This window comes from Pontiella agarivorans, from assembly GCF_034531395.1.
In the GTDB taxonomy this organism is placed as follows: Bacteria; Verrucomicrobiota; Kiritimatiellia; order Kiritimatiellales; family Pontiellaceae; genus Pontiella; species Pontiella agarivorans.
On sequence record NZ_JARVCO010000010.1, the window covers coordinates 995,974 to 1,012,542 of the forward strand.

Annotated in this window: 18 protein-coding genes and 1 other RNA gene; 17 read left to right on the plus strand and 2 right to left on the minus strand. The window is 52.2% G+C overall.

What is annotated here, in order from left to right; genetic code table 11:
* The 3 genes from P9H32_RS11575 to ssrA all read left to right on the plus strand — a co-directional run bounded on the left by P9H32_RS11575 (position 1) and on the right by ssrA (position 2,246).
* The gene (locus tag P9H32_RS11575; protein WP_322609055.1) at positions 1–1,152 is read left to right on the plus strand and encodes an ABC transporter permease; all 1,152 of its coding nucleotides are present in this window, start codon (positions 1–3) and stop codon (positions 1,150–1,152) included.
* A gap of 106 nt (positions 1,153–1,258) precedes the next feature.
* Positions 1,259–1,783, plus strand: a complete 525-nt coding sequence (locus tag P9H32_RS11580; protein ID WP_322609056.1) for a hypothetical protein — start codon at positions 1,259–1,261, stop codon at positions 1,781–1,783.
* A 107-nt stretch (positions 1,784–1,890) separates the two neighbouring features.
* Positions 1,891–2,246: a transfer-messenger RNA gene (gene ssrA, locus P9H32_RS11585) on the plus strand.
* 424 nt (positions 2,247–2,670) lie between these two features.
* Here the strand turns inward: ssrA and P9H32_RS11590 are convergent.
* Together P9H32_RS11590 and P9H32_RS11595 are read right to left on the minus strand one after the other, a co-directional pair.
* The gene (locus tag P9H32_RS11590) at positions 2,671–2,925 is read right to left on the minus strand and encodes a hypothetical protein (protein WP_322609057.1); all 255 of its coding nucleotides are present in this window, start codon (positions 2,923–2,925) and stop codon (positions 2,671–2,673) included.
* A gap of 138 nt (positions 2,926–3,063) precedes the next feature.
* Complete coding sequence (locus tag P9H32_RS11595) at positions 3,064–3,360, minus strand: (2Fe-2S) ferredoxin domain-containing protein (RefSeq protein WP_322609058.1); 297 nt, start codon at positions 3,358–3,360, stop codon at positions 3,064–3,066.
* A gap of 196 nt (positions 3,361–3,556) precedes the next feature.
* Between P9H32_RS11595 and P9H32_RS11600 the strand changes: the two genes are divergently transcribed.
* From P9H32_RS11600 to P9H32_RS11665, 14 genes are all read left to right on the plus strand, one after another.
* Positions 3,557–4,885, plus strand: a complete 1,329-nt coding sequence (locus tag P9H32_RS11600) for a sensor histidine kinase (protein WP_322609059.1) — start codon at positions 3,557–3,559, stop codon at positions 4,883–4,885.
* Positions 4,886–4,887: 2 nt separating this feature from the next.
* Positions 4,888–5,580, plus strand: a complete 693-nt coding sequence (locus tag P9H32_RS11605; protein WP_322609060.1) for a response regulator transcription factor — start codon at positions 4,888–4,890, stop codon at positions 5,578–5,580.
* A gap of 301 nt (positions 5,581–5,881) precedes the next feature.
* Positions 5,882–7,612: a secretin and TonB N-terminal domain-containing protein gene (locus P9H32_RS11610; protein ID WP_322609061.1), complete on the plus strand. Its 1,731-nt coding sequence runs from the start codon at positions 5,882–5,884 to the stop codon at positions 7,610–7,612.
* Positions 7,613–7,655: 43 nt separating this feature from the next.
* Complete coding sequence (locus P9H32_RS11615) at positions 7,656–9,365, plus strand: GspE/PulE family protein (protein WP_322609062.1); 1,710 nt, start codon at positions 7,656–7,658, stop codon at positions 9,363–9,365.
* A 13-nt stretch (positions 9,366–9,378) separates the two neighbouring features.
* Positions 9,379–10,644: a type II secretion system F family protein gene (locus tag P9H32_RS11620; protein WP_322609063.1), complete on the plus strand. Its 1,266-nt coding sequence runs from the start codon at positions 9,379–9,381 to the stop codon at positions 10,642–10,644.
* Positions 10,645–10,775: 131 nt separating this feature from the next.
* The gene (locus P9H32_RS11625) at positions 10,776–11,195 is read left to right on the plus strand and encodes a type II secretion system protein (RefSeq protein ID WP_322609064.1); all 420 of its coding nucleotides are present in this window, start codon (positions 10,776–10,778) and stop codon (positions 11,193–11,195) included.
* 79 nt (positions 11,196–11,274) lie between these two features.
* Positions 11,275–12,222, plus strand: coding sequence for a pilus assembly protein PilM (pilM, locus tag P9H32_RS11630; protein ID WP_322609065.1), 948 nt, complete (start codon positions 11,275–11,277; stop codon positions 12,220–12,222).
* Between the two features lie 87 nt (positions 12,223–12,309).
* Positions 12,310–12,900, plus strand: a complete 591-nt coding sequence (locus tag P9H32_RS11635) for a hypothetical protein (RefSeq protein ID WP_322609066.1) — start codon at positions 12,310–12,312, stop codon at positions 12,898–12,900.
* 45 nt (positions 12,901–12,945) lie between these two features.
* Positions 12,946–13,458 carry a hypothetical protein gene (locus P9H32_RS11640; protein ID WP_322609067.1) on the plus strand — a complete coding sequence of 171 codons (513 nt, stop codon included), beginning with the start codon at positions 12,946–12,948 and terminating at the stop codon, positions 13,456–13,458.
* Between the two features lies 1 nt (position 13,459).
* On the plus strand, positions 13,460–14,002 hold the full coding sequence (locus tag P9H32_RS11645) for a hypothetical protein (RefSeq protein WP_322609068.1): 543 nt from the start codon (positions 13,460–13,462) through the stop codon (positions 14,000–14,002).
* Positions 13,974–14,429 (plus strand): type IV pilus modification PilV family protein, encoded by a 456-nt coding sequence (locus tag P9H32_RS11650; protein ID WP_322609069.1) that lies wholly within the window; start codon positions 13,974–13,976, stop codon positions 14,427–14,429. Before P9H32_RS11645 ends, P9H32_RS11650 begins: the two co-directional genes overlap by 29 nt.
* Positions 14,430–14,433: 4 nt before the next feature.
* Positions 14,434–15,828: a pilus assembly PilX family protein gene (locus P9H32_RS11655; protein WP_322609070.1), complete on the plus strand. Its 1,395-nt coding sequence runs from the start codon at positions 14,434–14,436 to the stop codon at positions 15,826–15,828.
* Complete coding sequence (locus tag P9H32_RS11660) at positions 15,828–16,061, plus strand: hypothetical protein (RefSeq protein ID WP_322609071.1); 234 nt, start codon at positions 15,828–15,830, stop codon at positions 16,059–16,061. Before P9H32_RS11655 ends, P9H32_RS11660 begins: the two co-directional genes overlap by 1 nt.
* Positions 16,058–16,549, plus strand: a complete 492-nt coding sequence (locus P9H32_RS11665; protein WP_322609072.1) for a PilW family protein — start codon at positions 16,058–16,060, stop codon at positions 16,547–16,549. Before P9H32_RS11660 ends, P9H32_RS11665 begins: the two co-directional genes overlap by 4 nt.
* Positions 16,550–16,569 lie beyond the last annotated feature (20 nt).

Consider the following 16,569-nt stretch of genomic DNA (forward strand, 5'->3'; position numbering starts at 1 on the left):
ATGCTGCCGTTTGGATATGCAATACGGAATCTGATGCGCGATCCGATGCGCCTGCTGCAGGCGGTGCTCGGCAGTGGACTGGTGGTGCTGATGGTCATGATTGCCGCGGCAATCAATAATGGAATGACCGGAGTGCTGTCGGCGTCGGGATCCGAGGAAAATGTGATTCTGCTCGGAGCCGGTTCGGAAGAGAGTGTGCTGCGCAGTGAAATTTCGGAGCGCACTGCGGGAATCGTTGAATCGAGTATTACCGGATTGGAAGAGACGGCCGGCGTGCGTGCGGTTTCGCCGGAAATTCATCAGATGATCTATATTTCGGTAAATTCCAAGGATCGGAAACAGGCCTTTGTTCGCGGTGTGACCCCGCAGGCGCTGATGGTGCATCAGGAGGTCTCGGTGCAGGAGGGCCGCTATCTGCGTCCGGGGCAGGTGCTGGTCGGGCGGCTGGCCTGGCGCAGGCTGGGGCTTCCGGAGGACGCACTGCAACCGGGAAAGGAAATCCGCATAGAGGATTCGACGATGACGATTGCCGGCATTTTTTCCGCGCCGGGCACGGTGATGGAATCCGAAATCTGGATGGATATCAACGACCTGCGTTCGATGAGTCAGCGCGAGCATCTGAGCTGTGTGGTGGTACGGCTGGGTGACGGCGAATTTGAAGATATTGACCTGTTCACGAAACAGCGGCTGGATCTGGAGCTCGGAGCGTTGCGCGAGAGTGATTATTTCGCAAAAATCGCGGCGTTTTATGCGCCGATTCGTGGGATGACCTGGGTGACGGCCCTGCTGATTGCTACGGGAGCACTGCTCGGCGGGCTCAATACGCTCTATGCCGCATTTGCGCCGCGCATTCGGGAAATCGCCACCCTGCAGGCGATCGGCTATGGACGCCGGGCGATTATGTTTTCGCTGATTCAGGAATCCACGATTGCCGCATTGAGCGGGGCGCTGCTGGCTTCGTTTGCAGCGATCGGATTGCTGGACGGGATTGCGGTTTCGTTTTCGATCGGCAGTTTTATTCTGCGCGTTTCGCCATCGGTGGCGGCGGCGGGATTAATCACCGGTTTAGGGCTGGGACTGATCGGGGCCATACCGCCGGGGCTCCGGTGTCTGCTGCCGCCGCTGCCGAGTGCGCTGCGGTCAGCGGGATAGTTTTCAGACAGGATGATTTTACAACCACAAAAACAGGAGAGGGCACGAGAAGTCCGGGGACTTGTTTTTGTGGCCGGAAAAATGAAGTGGATAAATGGAGAGTACAATGAAGAAGATTATGGGAATGGGATTTGTAGCCGGTGTTCTGCTGATTGCCGGATGTGGAAAAAAAGATGCAAGTGTCCAGGTATTGGAAATAGAAATTCCGGATGTGTTTGTCTCGGAGCCCATTGACGGTGAACCGACGGCGATTCCGGAAGCACGTAAGGCCAAGGCCGGCGATAAAATTGTTCTGTCCGGACTGGTTATGGGGGTACACCATCCGTTTGTGGAAGGGCGCGGCGTTTTTGTGCTGGGAGATGACGGCACGCTGGAACCGTGCGATGCCAAAGGCGATGATCATTGTCCGACGCCGTGGGATGCCTGCTGCGATCCGGCAGAACTCAAGCAGGCGGGTACAGTGACGGTCCAGGTGCTCGGCGATGATGGAAAACCGATCCGAACCGGACTCAAAGGAGTCAATGGATTGGCTGAACTCAGCCGCGTTACCGTTTCCGGAACCGTGGCAGAAAATTCATCGCCGGCAGCTTTTATCGTCAATGCCAAAGCCATTCATGTGGCAGAACGGTAAAAAAAAGGGTACGGATACCCCGTGCCGAAGTCATGTTTGTAAAGAGGTGGATTGACGACTGAACGTTTTTGGTGTTCCCTTTGTCTCTGCTTACAACCCATTGATTTGGGGGCGACTGGTTTCGACGGGTAGGTTGAAGCTTCAGTGGCGTGTCGAGGTTGGTCTCCAGGCCTCGTAAAAAGGAGCCCAAAAAACATAAATGCTGACGAAAGTTACGCACTGGCTGCATAAATGCGCCACGTCTCTACCCTGATACCTGCTAAGGGATAGAGGCGACGACAGCGGGTTAAGGCCAATACCGGGGATCCGGGTTGCGGCTCGAAAATCATAACAGGATTCTAGCGACCCAAGTGGCCCCGTCGGGGGGCAGCGACGGCGGCGAATCTTTTAATCCCCGACTACACACGTAGAAGCTGTCGTGACTCTTATTCGGACGGGGGTTCAACTCCCCCCGCCTCCACCATCCTTCGCCAGGGCTTCGGCCGGCAAGCCAAAGACCTGACGAAGGATGTCCGCCATAGCTTTAGTGAAGGGGGCTTGGTAAATCCGGGAAAAGAGAAAGAGTCATGCATTATACCCTGTTTGATTACTTCTCGGTATAAGCACTCGTAGTGCAGAATCTCCGAAGTTTCACCACATAGGACACAGAGGAACACGGAGGAAGGACTCTGTGTTCTCCGAGTCCTCTAGCGGAGAGGGTGCTAAAAATATACTTGGATGTTTTAGCAAGTGGTATTACATCTACTTTATCCGAAGCCTTGCCAATTCCGACCCAACCTGTATCGGCCTGACGGATGACCTTAAAACCGGCTTAATCTAGCCCAATGATGTCGTTGATGCAGTATCTGTGGGCGTCGGGAGCGGTTTTATGCGGAGATGCGCCTGAATCATGAACGGCTTTTTCCCCGGTGGGCCTTGGAGGTGCGTTTGAAGTCCCGTGTGCGGTCTGAGTAGCACTGTTGATGGATCTTCACTATGTTGTCGACGTGATCGTCGGACAGGTTGTTGATGGTCTGGTTCATCTGTTCGGCGGGCAGGTGTCTGAGTGCATTAAGCGGGCAGTCGTCGGGCGCGTTGCTGAATGGGCATTCAAGAGTCAGTCCTTTGATCCAGATCCGCTTATTCAAGGGTGTGAATTTCATGCGCTATCTCCTTTTTATCCAATGACGGAATTATAAGGAGATTGGAAAAACAGACAAGATATAAATTATGAAGTGAAAAAGAAATAATTTGTGAAATTAATACATTAATAAATATTATTCAGTTTCATGTGTTGGCAGTCAGGCTTCCATAATTTCTTCCAGTATGTGGAGAATTTCGGGGATGTCATCGCGGGTGACGGCCGACAGCCATATTTTCTGAGGGTAGATCATGATGTTGGGGCCGGCATCGCAGACGCCGAGGCATCCGCAGTCGGACACGCGAACGAAGAGTTTCCAGCCGCGTTCGCGGATTTCGTTTTTGAGGATGGTTTTCAGGTCGGGATCGACCTCGTGTCCGCAGGATTTTCGTCCGTCGGTGCGTGATTTATTACAGATGAAGAGATGGGCTTTGTAGCGGGATTTTTTGATCTGCATGATGTGTTGCTCCTGCATAGTTTTAATACCCTCTTATAATGATCATCTATTGAATAAATAAAAGGTTAATACGCGTTTTTTTAGGGTCGGATATGAGTTGAGCGATTGACGGTGTATAGTGGAGCGGGTAATTTGGCGCAGAATCTGCATTTTATGTAAATGCGATGGAACGGGAGAGCCAATTTTTAAGGTCCGCATGTTTGGTTGGAAAAAGACAGTCAGGGAGAGCGAAGCGCTGCCGCCGCCAACGGGGGTGGCAGAAATCGTATTCTGTATTTACGACGATAAAAAGCGGCTGAAGCATCGGTTTTCCGCCCGTTCGGGGTTGGAGGCGGAGCAACGGTTTCGCTTTCTGCAGGAGCCGGAGGGAGCCATGGAGCATGTTTTGCTGGCTGAAGCGGCAGGGAGTTATCGGCCGGTATCCATGCAGTTTGCTTATGATGCCGGGAGGAACAGTTATCTGCACATTCTTCCGTTCGAACAGCAAAGGGGGAAGTGGTTCTTCTGTTCTGTTCAGATTGGGGTGGAACGGGCGGATACTGATTCAGGCGGGGCGCAGTTTGCGGCGGCCCTGAGGGATCGCCGAGTCGGGCTCATTCTGGCCAACGGGGAGAACGAGGTTGTCTCGACGAGCTCGGAGCTTCCGGATGCCTTTGGGTATTCGGCAGAGGTGTTACAGGGGTTGCGCCTTTCGGAACTTTTCAGTGAATCGGATCTGCGGCTGATGCTGCAGGGGGAAGCGGATACCCATCAGCCGGTGCTGAACGGGACATTTCATGGTCTGGATGGGACGAAACGTGATGTTGAAGTGAGAAAATATTCTGCACCGGATGATTACGCGCTTTATGCGGTTGCTGATGTGACGCGGGCTCAACTGAATGAGGAGATTACGGCAGTTACAACGCGCGAGCGGCGTCGCATCGGGCAGGATTTGCATGACTCAATCGGGCAGTTGTTGACCGGGATCAGCCTGCTGAGCCGGTCGCTGGCCAACAGTCTGCAGCGGGCGGGCAGTGCGGACCATGAAGATGCGGTGCAGATTTCTGAACTGGCGGATGATGCCAGTAATCAGATCCGTCAGATTTCGCGGGGGCTGATGCCGATGGAGGTGGTGAGTCGTGGCCTGTATCCCTCGCTTCGTGAACTGGCCAGGACGGTCCGGGAGAGTTGTGGCGTGGCGTGCGAGGCGGTTATTGATGAGGAGCTGTCATTTAGTGATGGTGCGGTGGAGACGCACTTGTATCGTATTGCGCAGGAAGCGGTGAATAATGCGGTGCGCCATTCTGGTGGAAACCGTATTGTGCTTCATCTTTCTGCCGTGAACGGTAATCCCCAGCTTGAAGTTCATGATAACGGAAGGTGGCGGAATATTATGGAATCAGGCGGCGGGATCGGGCTCAAAACGATGGAGTACCGCGCATCGGTTATTAATGGTCAGCTGAAAATCGGCCGGGTTGAAAACGGGGGCACGAGTGTGGTGTGCCGGCTCAAGGCAGAAGACGTTCTGGAAACAAAGGTGATTTAAGAATGACGGCAAAAAAAACGAAGAAACCGGGAACGGGAAAAAAACAGGTCTATCTGGTGGATGATCACCCGATTGTGCGGCAAGGGCTGATCAAGCTGATTGAGCAGGAGGCTGCGCTGGAAGTGTGCGGTGAGGCCGGGAGTGTGTCGGAGGCGCTGGCTGAAATTCAGGATGTTGAACCCGACGTGGTTCTGGTGGATATTTCACTGGAAGACTCCAATGGACTTGAGCTGATCAAAACGATCGATGACCTCGGGCTGAAAATTCCGACGCTGGTGCTTTCAATGCACGATGAATCGCTTTATGCCGAGCATGCACTGAAAGCGGGGGCAAGCGGTTATGTGATGAAACAGGCGGCGGCGACCACACTGGTGCAGGCGATTGAAAAAGTGCTCGACGGCGAAATTTATGTGAGCAAGGCCATGTCTTCACATATGCTGAAGATGGCCTTCCGTAGCGGCGGGGAGAAAAGCCGCGGCGGCACAGAGGCCTTGAGCCTGCGCGAGCTGGAGGTTTTCGAGCTGATCGGTCGCGGAAATTCTACGCGTGAAATTGCTGAGCAGTTGAATCTGAGCGTAAAGACGATTGAGACCTATCGTGCACATATCAAGGATAAGCTGCATCTGCGCAGCGGTACAGAGCTGATGCAGAAAGCGATCCATTGGGTGGAGAATGAATCGCACCGGATCAATTGAGATCCGCCCGTTTCAGTGTCTGCAAGGTCATTTCCGGCTATCAGGAATTCCCCTATAGCCGGGGTTCCGTTTCCCCTAATTCATTTCCGGGGGGTTTTACCATAGTTCTTTTCAGTTGTTGCCCGTCTTGTGGATCTGAGTAGTTGGCGTAAGTTAAGTGGGTGGCAGGGAGCTTTCACCGAAAAGGGCATCGTATGGTATGGAAGAGTTTCGGGTGCGGGTTCTATTTGGAAAAGGGCTGCGGTTGTTACGGCCGGGTAGATGCTTCATCCGGTGTGTGCCCAATAATAAGGAGAAAGTCATGATTAAGCAGTTGAATACATCACGCGTACTGCGCTCTCCGGCGGGAGTGTTCGTTTTTCTCGTGTGGGTGCAAATGGGGGCGGTTGCGCAGGTGGCTTCAGAGGCGGGGGAGGCCCGTACGCAGATAATCGAGCCGGAAACGAATAATATCAAAGCCTCGGAATATGTCTCTATTAATGTCAAAGATGCCAATATTGCTGAAGTGCTGAAAGCGTATTCCCTGCAGACGGGACAGAGTATTGTGGTTGGGCCCGACGTGGTTTCCGACAGTGTGAATGTGCGCCTGAATAATATTCCGTGGGAAGAGGCGCTTGATGTTATTCTGAAGCCTTACGGTTTTGGATATCGTGTGGTCGGCGATACCATCGTGATCAGCAAGTTGGAAAATATTGTGACTGTTGAAGGCATTGAACCGCTGGTTTCCGAGGTCTTCCGCCTCGGTTACCGGGATGCGTATGATATACAGGCGATCATCGAGGCGCAGCTGAGTGCGCGCGGAAAATACACGATTCTCGAAACCAAGAGTCTGCCGGGATGGGAGTTCGGTGGCGAAGGATCGAGCAGTGGTGCGGCGACTGAGGGCGGTGTGCGTCAGCGCAGGGTGCGAGAAGAAATCCGAAAAAGTAAAACCATTGTTGTGACCGACGTGCCTTCGGCGATCACCAAAATTGAAAAAATTATTAAAAAGATTGATGTGATGCCGGAGCAGGTTCTGATTGAGGCGAAATTTCTTGAGATCTCGAAGGGGGCCGGATCGGATATCGGATTGGATTATGTTCAAGGGTTGGAAAATGTTGATGACTCCCTGCAGAGCAGCGGGAGTTCGCTTCAGCCGCAATCCGTAAACTCGGATGTTCTGAAAGTACTCAACAGTGTGTCCGGTTATCCCAATCCGCTGAATACGGCGGCCGCCGGCGGTTACGGAATGGATGAAGGGTTGCGTCTGTCGCATGCCCTTATCGGGGACTGGGGAGCGGAAATGCTCTTCAAATTTATTGCTCAGGACGATGATTCCAACATTCTTTCCGCACCGCGCGTATTGACTTTGAATAATCAGGAAGCGGCGATTTTGGTTGGCGAAAAATTTCCAATTATTGAATCGCAGAACAACACTGGAAGCGGAAGCTCGATAACATCTACGAGCCTGGACTATTATGAAAACATCGGTATTCAGTTGAATGTAATCCCGCAGGTGTGTGCAGATGAGTATGTGAATATGATTGTGCACCCGGCGGTCAGTCAGATTCAGGGGTATGAATCAGGATTGGTTACCGCCGGATCGGATGTTCAGTCCGGTACGCGCTATCCCATCCTCGACATCCGTGAGGCGGAGACCCAGATTATGATCAAAAGCGACCAGACCGCTATCATCGGGGGCCTCCAGGAAGAGCGGGATAAAGAGATTATCAAAAAAATTCCGATCCTCGGTGATATACCTTTTCTGGGTCGCCTGTTCCGTCGCGAAACCCTTTCCAAAGAGAAGATCGATCTGCTCATTTTTATCAAGGCATCGGTTGTGGATACTGAATCCTATCAGATGGACTCCGCTGCGGCGCATGCCCGCCGGGTCAAGCTTATGGAACTTGATCTGCTGCAGCCGGATGTCGCCGATAAGGCGGTCTCGAATCCGGCTGAAACCGCGGCCTCTGTGAGGGACAGTGCGCAAATTCTGGCTTTGGTTCAGGATAAGAATTCCACGATGACGACTAATGCACCGACTACAAAATGAATAATCCGGAAACATTAAAGCTCGTAGTAAAGGACTGCACGGAATGATTATCGACCAACTCAGCGAAATGATGATTCGGAGCGGCCGGGTCGGTACGCCGGAACTGGAAAAGGCTCTGTCGATCCAGGAGGAGACTGACCAGGTTCTTACGGATATTCTGATTCGTGAAGAACTGGCATCGCCGGAAGATATTGCGCGGACTTTTTCCGACCTGCTGAATATCCCGTATCTGGAACTGGGGGAGGAATTTCATCTTCAACGTGATGAATATGACATGATTCCTGAGTCGGTGGCCCGCCGTTTCTGCCTGATTCCTCTCGTGAAAGAGGAAGGAGTGGCGATTACGGTGGTGATGAAAAATCCGCTGGATATGGATGCGGTGGATACGGTGCGGTCGCTGACATCGTTTGAAATTCACAAGGCCGTCAGCACTGAGGCGAAAATCAAGGCGGTTATCGACAAATGCTATCGTGAAGAAGCCTATGTTGAAGCCGGACTTCAGGATATTGTTGATGTTGAAGCCGCAGGAAAAAACGGCGGGCTTGAAACCAGCCTCGGGGATGTGGATCAGCTTATTGTTCATGCCAACGATGCTCCCGTGGTCCGTTATGTAAACCTGCTGTTGATGGAGGCGGTTCGTGACGGTGCATCGGATATTCATTTTGAACCGGGCGAGCACAGCTGCACGGTGCGCCTGCGTATTGATGGAACGCTGCATCCGGTCACTCCCCCGCCGAAATCGTTGTATCAGGCGATTATCACCCGAATCAAAATTCTGTCTGAGATGGATATTGCGGAACGTCGTCTCCCGCTGGATGGACGGTTCAAGTTTAAATTTTCCGGGCGGGTTGTTGATGTGCGTGTTTCTTCGATGCCGCTGGTTTTCGGGGAGAAAGTGGTGATGCGTATTCTGGATAAGCAGAGTCTGCTGCTCGATCTGGAGGATATCGGCTTTGAAGGCGAAAACCTCAAACGTTTCCGGGAGATCCTCGGTATGCCGAACGGGATTGTTCTGCTTACGGGACCGACGGGATCGGGAAAAACGACGACGTTATACAGTGCCCTGCAGATTCTGAAAAGCCCGACCCGGAATGTCCAGACGGTGGAAGATCCGGTGGAATATCTGATTGAAGGTATCAACCAGATGCCGACGCGGCCGAAGATCGGGCTGACTTTTGCAGAATGTCTTCGCCATATTCTGCGTCAGGATCCGGATGCGGTCATGATCGGTGAGATCCGCGATGCAGAGACCGCCGAGATCGCCATGCGGGCTTCGCTGACCGGTCATCTTGTTTTGAGCACGCTGCATACAAATGATGCGACATCGTCGTTCAGCCGTCTGCGCGATATAGGGATCCCATCCTATCTTACGGCGGCTACGATGCGCCTTATTATTGCTCAGCGGCTTGTGAAAACGATCTGTCCAAACTGTAAAACGATTTATCAGCCGGACGCCGGCGAGCTGGAGTGGGTTAAGCCGATCTATCCGGATGCGCAGGACTGGACCTATTATCATGGAAAAGGGTGCAACCACTGCCGTAACAGCGGGTTGAAGGGCCGCCGTGCTATTTTTGAGTTTATGGAGATTTCTCCGGCGATCCGGGAAATGGTGCACGATGAGGTTGATGATCTTACGTTGCGACGGAAAGCGGTAGAGAGCGGTATGCAGACGCTGGCGGAAAACGGATTCCAGCGTGTGCGTGAGGGACAGACCACGATCGGTGAAGCGATCAACGTTTGTGTGGTTGAATAATCAGAGTCAGGATATGCCACTTTTCAGTTATATTGCGAAAACAAATGAAGGACAGGAGGTCCGGTCCTCGCTGGAGGCCGGGACGCGTCTGGAAGCGTTGGAGTCGCTTCGTAAAAAAGGACTAACCGTTATTGATCTTTTCAATGCCGAAGAGAAAGCTCGGCCGGCGGCGGGTGCTTCGACTGAGGCGCTGAAATTGGCTTCTCCATCAGGAAAGCCGCGCCGGAGCTTTTCTTTTTCTTCCAAAGTCAAGATGACGGACCTGGCTGTTTTCTGCCGTCAGCTGGCCATTTCGGTAAATGCCGGGGTTCCGTTGCGTGATGCGATTGAGGGTATCGGGATGGAGCTCGAGCAGCCGGTCCTTAAGCGTGTCAGCCGGGATATGGTTCAGCAGCTTCATGACGGACAGAGCTTTTCTGAGGTAATCCGCCGTCATCCGAAAGTGTTCAACGAAATGTTCTACGGGTTGGTCAAGGTGGCGGAGGAATCGGGAAAACTTCCTGAAACCCTGAGCCAGCTGGCTTCCTATCTGGAACGTGCGGACCGCTTGCAGCGTCGTATCCGTGCATTAGCGGCTTATCCGGTTTTTATCGGCATTTTTTTCTTGGTGATTTGTCTGATTATGACGCTGTTTATTCTGCCGCGCTTTACAGAGATTTTCAGTGGTCTGGGTGCCGAGCTTCCGGTTTTCACGAAAATTATTTTTTCGGTGAATACCTTCTTCGTGGATAATTTTCTGTTGATTCTAATCGGGGTGTCGTTGTTGGTGATGTCATTGGTTTTTTATGGACGCAGCTCTTCAGGCTCGTACCGCAAGGATCTGATCAAGCTGAAGGCTCCTTATGCCGGGGGCTGCCTGAAAAAATATATACTGGCCCGTTTCTGTCGCAGTCTGGCGATTATGGTGAACAGCGGGGTGCCCATTTCAAACGCCCTCGAAATCTGTGCGCATGCCACAGGCAACCAGTTGCTGAAGCGCAACGTGATGGGGGTGCGTGAAATGATTATGACGGGTAACCGGATTTCCGCCAGTCTGGATAAGGCGGGGATTTTTCCAGGACTGATTGTGCGTATGGTCGCGGTTGGGGAGGATTCCGGACAGTTGCCGGAGGTGCTCGATAATGTGTCGGAACTGTATGAGGATCAGGTAGAGGTTTCTATCATGACAACTATGGCGCTGTTCGAACCCTTGATCATCTGTGTGTTCGGAGCCTTTATTCTGATACTGGTTCTTGCGATTTATCTGCCGATTTTCACGGTTTCCATGAATATGAGATAAACGGAAGGGGGCATATGACTTCTGAAAGTGAGCGATTACGAAGAGAGCAATACATACAAACGGATAAACTGAGTGTGGGTAAGGGGGCCCGCAGAGTCGAATGTAAATAAGGTAATGACAAGGAGAATACTATGAAAAACATGAAGCAGAAAAAAGCAGGTTTCACGCTCGTAGAGCTGATGGTAGTTGCCATTATTGTGGCTATTCTGGCAGCGGTTGCTATTCCGCTGATGACGGGGAATACTGATCGGGCCATTGCAACAGAGGCCCAGGCCGGCTGCGGCACAATAGGGACAGCCATCCGGATGGCCTCGGTAGAGGGAACCGCAGTATCTTCCGGTATGGAACTCGATAGTCTTCCGGGTATTAGCAACGGGGATTTGACCGGAAATTACTATAATCATGGTGATTACAGCCTTGTATCCTATACCGCCAACAATGAGTATTCCGTCTCGGCTGCGGCAAATGCGACCAAGGGTGGTGTTTTTGTTCAGATGAACGTGACGCCCGAAGGAACAACATGGGCTTACGAAGAACCTGACGCAGAGTAATCTGGTCTATTCAGCAGCCCCTCCTTCCCGGACTGAGCGAAGGACGGGGCTTTTATAACCCCGGAAGCGGAGCTAATCAGTGAGTGGTGTGAGCAGAGAAAACATTGCCGGTATCAATATTGCCGACGGTGTGGTGAGTGTGTCACGAATCGTTCGGCGGGGCCGTCATAAAATTGCGTTAACGCATGGTGGCTGGATGGAATATGCGCCGGATGCTTCGGAGGATGAAATCATTCGGGTGATTGGTCAGCTCTGGAAAAAAACGCGCATGCCGACCCGTACGGTGTGTGTCGGTCTGCATACCCGTTCGCTCTGTCTGAAATATTTTAAATATCCGGATCTTGCGCCGCGCGAGCTCGCCTCGGCATTGAATCTGGAGGCCGAAGAATCGTTGCAGCTTCCTCCGGAGGAAATTGCTTTGGACTGGCATCTGAACCGACCGAAGAATGATCCCTATACCCAGTTGGGGGAGCAACTGCATGGGATGATGGTAGCGGTTTCGAAGAACGAAGTTAATCAGCAGTTGAATCTGTTGAAAAAGGCGGGACTCTTTCCGGTGATTACCGATGTGGGCTGCACCTCGCTTTGCAATCTGTTTCTGGCTTTGCGCGGCGATAAAGTGAATGAAAACAATGCGGTCTGTGTGGTTAATCTGGCGCGCTACAGCGCAGATATCTCTATTTTGTACAACGACCATTATATTTATCCGCGAACCATCATTTCGCGTTCAGCCGAATGGTCGAGTAAACTGCAGTATCTGATCGAGAATATCTCCGATGCGTTGCTTTATTATCATGTGAAAGTCGATAAAACACCGGTTACGCAGTTGGCCCTTACCGGGTTTGTGCCTAAGGAGCCGGAGTTTGTTGCCCAAATACATGATACGATCGGGTTGCCTACGGAAGTGTGGAGTCCGCTCAAAGACGATCATTTCATTGTATCGCATAAGGTAAGGTCAACGAAGCATCGTGATGTGATCTCCCCGCTGATGACTACCAGTCTTGGACTGGGACTGAGGAACACCTGATGAAGCTGTTTTTAAATCATATCTTTTCAGGGCGTGGAAAAAAGGGTTTGGGTTCTGGCGTTGGAAGCCGCATCCGGGAGTTTGATCATGGCTGCTGATTTCAAAATTAATTTAGCCAAGGACCTGACGAGTACACATGAGGAGCGTGTCCGTTTTTATAACGGCATGTTGATTTATCAGGCGGTCTGCGCCATACTCTTAGTGCTGGTGGCCTATCTGGCCAGTCTGAACTTGACCACGTTCCTGGCGAACAAAGCGGAACAGCGTGAAATTCTGGCGACTACGGAAGCGGTTCACGGGATTTCTAAAAGTACTTTCAGAAATCCGCAGGCAGCTTATAACGAGCTGGATGCCTATTCGCGCAGGATTGATTCGCTGAGACATCTGCTGGGCCGGCGGATTCAACTGTTGCCGATTGTTTATAATCTTTTCCTTGAACTTCCCGAAGGGGTGGCCTTGCAAAGTCTGTCGGCAGATACGGCTTTGCTTTCATTCGGCTTGGTGATGCCGTCACCTACAGCGGATGCTGATGCGGTGAAGGAACTGCGTGCGGCCTGGGAGCGTAACGAAGAGTTGATGCGGCGCGTGTTGAGTATCCGCCCGTTGACCGGAGAGCGCCGTACGGTCGGCGACCAATCAATGGTCTATATGCAGTTCGAATGCGTTTTAAAAAAGTAGGACAGAATGGATCTTGGAAAATTTAAATCCAGTCGCGGAAGACTGATGGGTTGGGTAATTATTCCGCCGTTATTAATCGTAGGAATCGGGTTAACCTCGTTTGCCTTGAAACTGCAGTCTGAATGGCAGTTGGAGAGAACTCGGGTGCTGGCCGATCTGCTGCCGCGTGTGAACTATGCGCGGAAGGCGGCTCAGGAGCTGATGGTGCGTTTCAGGGAATCGGAATCGGGATCCATTAAAACGGAAGATGAACTTATTTCGTTTCTTCAGAACGCCGCTCAGGCTGCGGGGTTTACGGTGGATAACCTGAAAGTGGATCGCCGTTCATCGGAAACAGGCGCGAATGTTCCCATTTTGTCGGCCCGTGTTCGGGGGACCGGAACCCTGCTATCCGTGCAGAATTTTATGGGCGATGTCAGTTCGCGTCAGTATCTGCTTTCCGAGACGTCTGTTGAGCTCAGTCAAAGCGGAATGACGGAAGGTGAGGATACCTGTCGCGCAGAGATCACCTTTGAGCTGATCCTATTCCAAACGGGAAAAACGGGCGGAGGTGCGTGATATGAGCGCGAGTGTTCGGAAGATTCAGATGACGGCCCCCTATAAAGAAGAGACGGTAACAGTACCTGCTGTTATTACGGCCCTGCTTATCGTGATGATTGCTGTGCCGCTGGTGCTGTGGATCATCAAAATAAACGATGCCGGTACACGTGCCGCCAGTCGCGTAAAATATGAAGCGCTTATTGCTGAAGTCGAAAACGACAGCCGGATGGTGAATGCATTCTTGAGCGATAATGCAGCTGAACTGGAGGCCATACGCATCGCCCGGCAGGCCCCGGTCGTGACGCTGATTGTTCCTGAAGTGGTCATTGTGGACGAACGGGAAAATCAGACGGTACAGCCGTTGAACGTAGAGCTGGACGGGATTTACTGGAGTGTCAGAAATCCGCTCGCCGGAATGAATGGAGAAATGTACAGCGTGGGGGATGTCATTCAAGGCTATGAAATCGTGCAGATCGATAAGTTATCAGTCCGCTTCATAGCTCCCGATGGATCCCCGGTTGTGAAAGAGATGTATGAAGATCTGCTCAACAGCCAAAAGTAGAACACGTCGCGGCTTTTCGCTGATCGAGATCATGGTGGCCGTCCTTATTCTGGGGGTGCTGGCGATTGGCGGAGCTGCGCTGATGCAGCGGACAGGAATAACGGTCACCGAGCAGAAACATAAGCGGATTGCGTTGGAGACAGCCAATCGCCGGCTGGAGCAATTGAGAGCTCAGCCGTACGAATTTTTAAACGATGGTCCTGTCGGTGCGGTACGTTATGCTTCTGTCCGGTATGCTGATGGATCATACCGGATCGTTCAGGATCAACCTGAGGAGACGGTTTCCATTAATGGTTCAGAGCGTCCGGTGTATGTGGAACTGGTGCGGTTCAGTGAAACCGTGCCTGAGCGTGAATTTGTTCAGGCAACCGTATATGTGGAATATCGGGATGGTGAAACCGTATCGCTCAGAACCATTCTGAGATAAGGTAATGATGGAACTGTTATGTCATGAAAAAAAACGTGGTGCGGTCCTTCCTGCTGTGCTTCTCGTCATGATATTGATCAGTGTTATCGGGCTGGGACTGATGAGGCTGGCGTATACCGATTCCACCGAAACGGCTCGGTTGCGGAACCGGTATCAGGCTTTCTGGCTTGCGGAAGCCGGGTTGCGTGAGTTTGCGGCTGTAGTGGCGGTACCAGAAAATTACACCCAGCTGGAGTTTGTCGGGCCTGCTCCGGGCCTGGTGGGTCCGGATGTGATGCGCCGTACGTTTCCCGGTTTCGGAGGCTATTCAATTGATGTGTCTGCAGATCCGCAGAATCCGGTCAGCAGTCTGAAGCGGTATACCGTGATATCCACCGGGACTGCGTTGGACGGGGAAACGGTTCGTATCGAGTTGCAGGCGGAAACTGCGACTTTCGGAATGTTTTCTTATTCGTCTCACAGTGAGCAGAATATTAATTTCGATACCGACGATGTCATTGGTCAGGATATGGATGATCTTGATCAGAATGGGATGTTGCAGACAGACGACCAATTGCACATCACCGGCTCACCTGACTTTTGGGCGGCGGTCCGGTCCGCTTCCGGCACGGTTGATTACAATGATGGGCGACTGGGGCAGTATATCGATCCTGCAGTATTTCATAACGGACTGGATCTTGGCGTAGACAAGCTGGATTTCAGCCAGCAGAACTTCGATCAGATCAAGGAGCAGGTTCCTGTGTCCGACCGCCTTCCCGGAGACTATGCCGTGACATTTGTGGATAATCTCTACGTGTTGGAAAATAAAGCAACCGGAAGCGTTTCCACCAATTATATTTCTTCGCTCGGGACAGCAAATGAAGAGCGGGTCATTTACGTTACAGGAGATGTGGAGGTAAAGGGCAACGTCGGGACCTCGGTCAGTGTGGCGGCCGAGGGGTCGGTATACATTGTTGATGACCTGGTTTATACATCATCCATTCCGTATGGGCACCATACAGAGTGGCCTTCGTCATATGCACCGGACGATGACGAAGTACTGGGTTTATTTTCAAATAAACGGGTTCAGATATCCGAAGGCTGGAATATCGGCGATGTGGATATTCATGCAACGATTCTGGTCACGGAATACGAAGGGGGCACAGAGCTCGGAGAATGGGAGGAGACCTACAGCGGTTTCGGTGCTGAATGGGATGGCTCCGGTCAATACGACTATAATTCTTCGTACGGCAGGATTTACCTGTACGGCAGTCTCAGTAATTACCGTCGTTCGGCGGTGGGGCTGGTTGGGGGAAAAGGGTATATCAAGTATTATTTCTATGATCCGCGGCTGAGGCGGAACCCGGCCCCCGGGACGCCTCTTACGGGGTATGAGTTTTCCGAATGGAGGATGCTGTGATGCATGGATTATTTCGTCAATACGCACTCTTAGGCGTTGTGATAATAATCAGTGTCGGCTGCATGGTGGCTGCCATTCATACCTTTCTTACGATCAGCGGGCCACAGGAGGAAACGCCGATATTTGATAACCGGGGCATGTTTGAACCCAAAGCGGATCCTGCGCCGCCGGGCGGGGAGCCCGGACTGAAGTGGGATACGGACCGCTCGGCGGACGAGGATGGACTGACGTGAATGCTTTGAAATCCAGATCCGGGTTTACACTCATTGAATTAATGATGGCGATGCTGGCCGGAGTGGTTCTGGCGGTAACGGTATTTGCCATGCTGATCTCGCAGCATCGCGCTCTGGAAAATAATTCGCAGTCCCTGAAGATGCAGCGTGATGCATCTCTGGCGCTGGCGATGATCGGCCGCGAGATCCGGCAGTCGCGGATTGAAGATATCCTGATCGATGGAGTCCGATTCACGGAAGATCCGTATGCCGCCGGAAGCCGGTTGGATTTTGATGCTGCGGTAACGCGCACCAACCCGGTTTCCGTATATGTATCCGGCAATCAGTTGCTTGCGGAGACGCCGGCCATCACACTGGTCGAAGACTGGCTCACTGGTTTTACTGTCGATTTTACAGAAGGGCCCGCCGTTGATGTGGCCTTGAGACTGGATGCGGGAAACCGGGTGGGACAACTCCTTATACGAGGCACTTTTGTCCCCCGGAACTGACCGGCCGAAAGCATAATCGG

Excerpts from the sequence above, each read along its gene's own strand:
- P9H32_RS11575 (WP_322609055.1), top strand. The coding sequence starts at position 1 with ATGCTGCCGTTTGGATATGCAATACGGAATCTGATGCGCGATCCGATG.
- P9H32_RS11580 (WP_322609056.1), top strand. The coding sequence starts at position 1,259 with ATGAAGAAGATTATGGGAATGGGATTTGTAGCCGGTGTTCTGCTGATT.
- P9H32_RS11590 (WP_322609057.1), bottom strand. The coding sequence starts at position 2,925 with ATGAAATTCACACCCTTGAATAAGCGGATCTGGATCAAAGGACTGACT.
- P9H32_RS11595 (WP_322609058.1), bottom strand. The coding sequence starts at position 3,360 with ATGCAGATCAAAAAATCCCGCTACAAAGCCCATCTCTTCATCTGTAAT.
- P9H32_RS11600 (WP_322609059.1), top strand. The coding sequence starts at position 3,557 with ATGTTTGGTTGGAAAAAGACAGTCAGGGAGAGCGAAGCGCTGCCGCCG.
- P9H32_RS11605 (WP_322609060.1), top strand. The coding sequence starts at position 4,888 with ATGACGGCAAAAAAAACGAAGAAACCGGGAACGGGAAAAAAACAGGTC.
- P9H32_RS11610 (WP_322609061.1), top strand. The coding sequence starts at position 5,882 with ATGATTAAGCAGTTGAATACATCACGCGTACTGCGCTCTCCGGCGGGA.
- P9H32_RS11615 (WP_322609062.1), top strand. The coding sequence starts at position 7,656 with ATGATTATCGACCAACTCAGCGAAATGATGATTCGGAGCGGCCGGGTC.
- P9H32_RS11620 (WP_322609063.1), top strand. The coding sequence starts at position 9,379 with ATGCCACTTTTCAGTTATATTGCGAAAACAAATGAAGGACAGGAGGTC.
- P9H32_RS11625 (WP_322609064.1), top strand. The coding sequence starts at position 10,776 with ATGAAAAACATGAAGCAGAAAAAAGCAGGTTTCACGCTCGTAGAGCTG.
- P9H32_RS11635 (WP_322609066.1), top strand. The coding sequence starts at position 12,310 with ATGGCTGCTGATTTCAAAATTAATTTAGCCAAGGACCTGACGAGTACA.
- P9H32_RS11640 (WP_322609067.1), top strand. The coding sequence starts at position 12,946 with ATGGGTTGGGTAATTATTCCGCCGTTATTAATCGTAGGAATCGGGTTA.
- P9H32_RS11645 (WP_322609068.1), top strand. The coding sequence starts at position 13,460 with ATGAGCGCGAGTGTTCGGAAGATTCAGATGACGGCCCCCTATAAAGAA.
- P9H32_RS11650 (WP_322609069.1), top strand. The coding sequence starts at position 13,974 with ATGAAGATCTGCTCAACAGCCAAAAGTAGAACACGTCGCGGCTTTTCG.
- P9H32_RS11655 (WP_322609070.1), top strand. The coding sequence starts at position 14,434 with ATGATGGAACTGTTATGTCATGAAAAAAAACGTGGTGCGGTCCTTCCT.
- P9H32_RS11660 (WP_322609071.1), top strand. The coding sequence starts at position 15,828 with ATGCATGGATTATTTCGTCAATACGCACTCTTAGGCGTTGTGATAATA.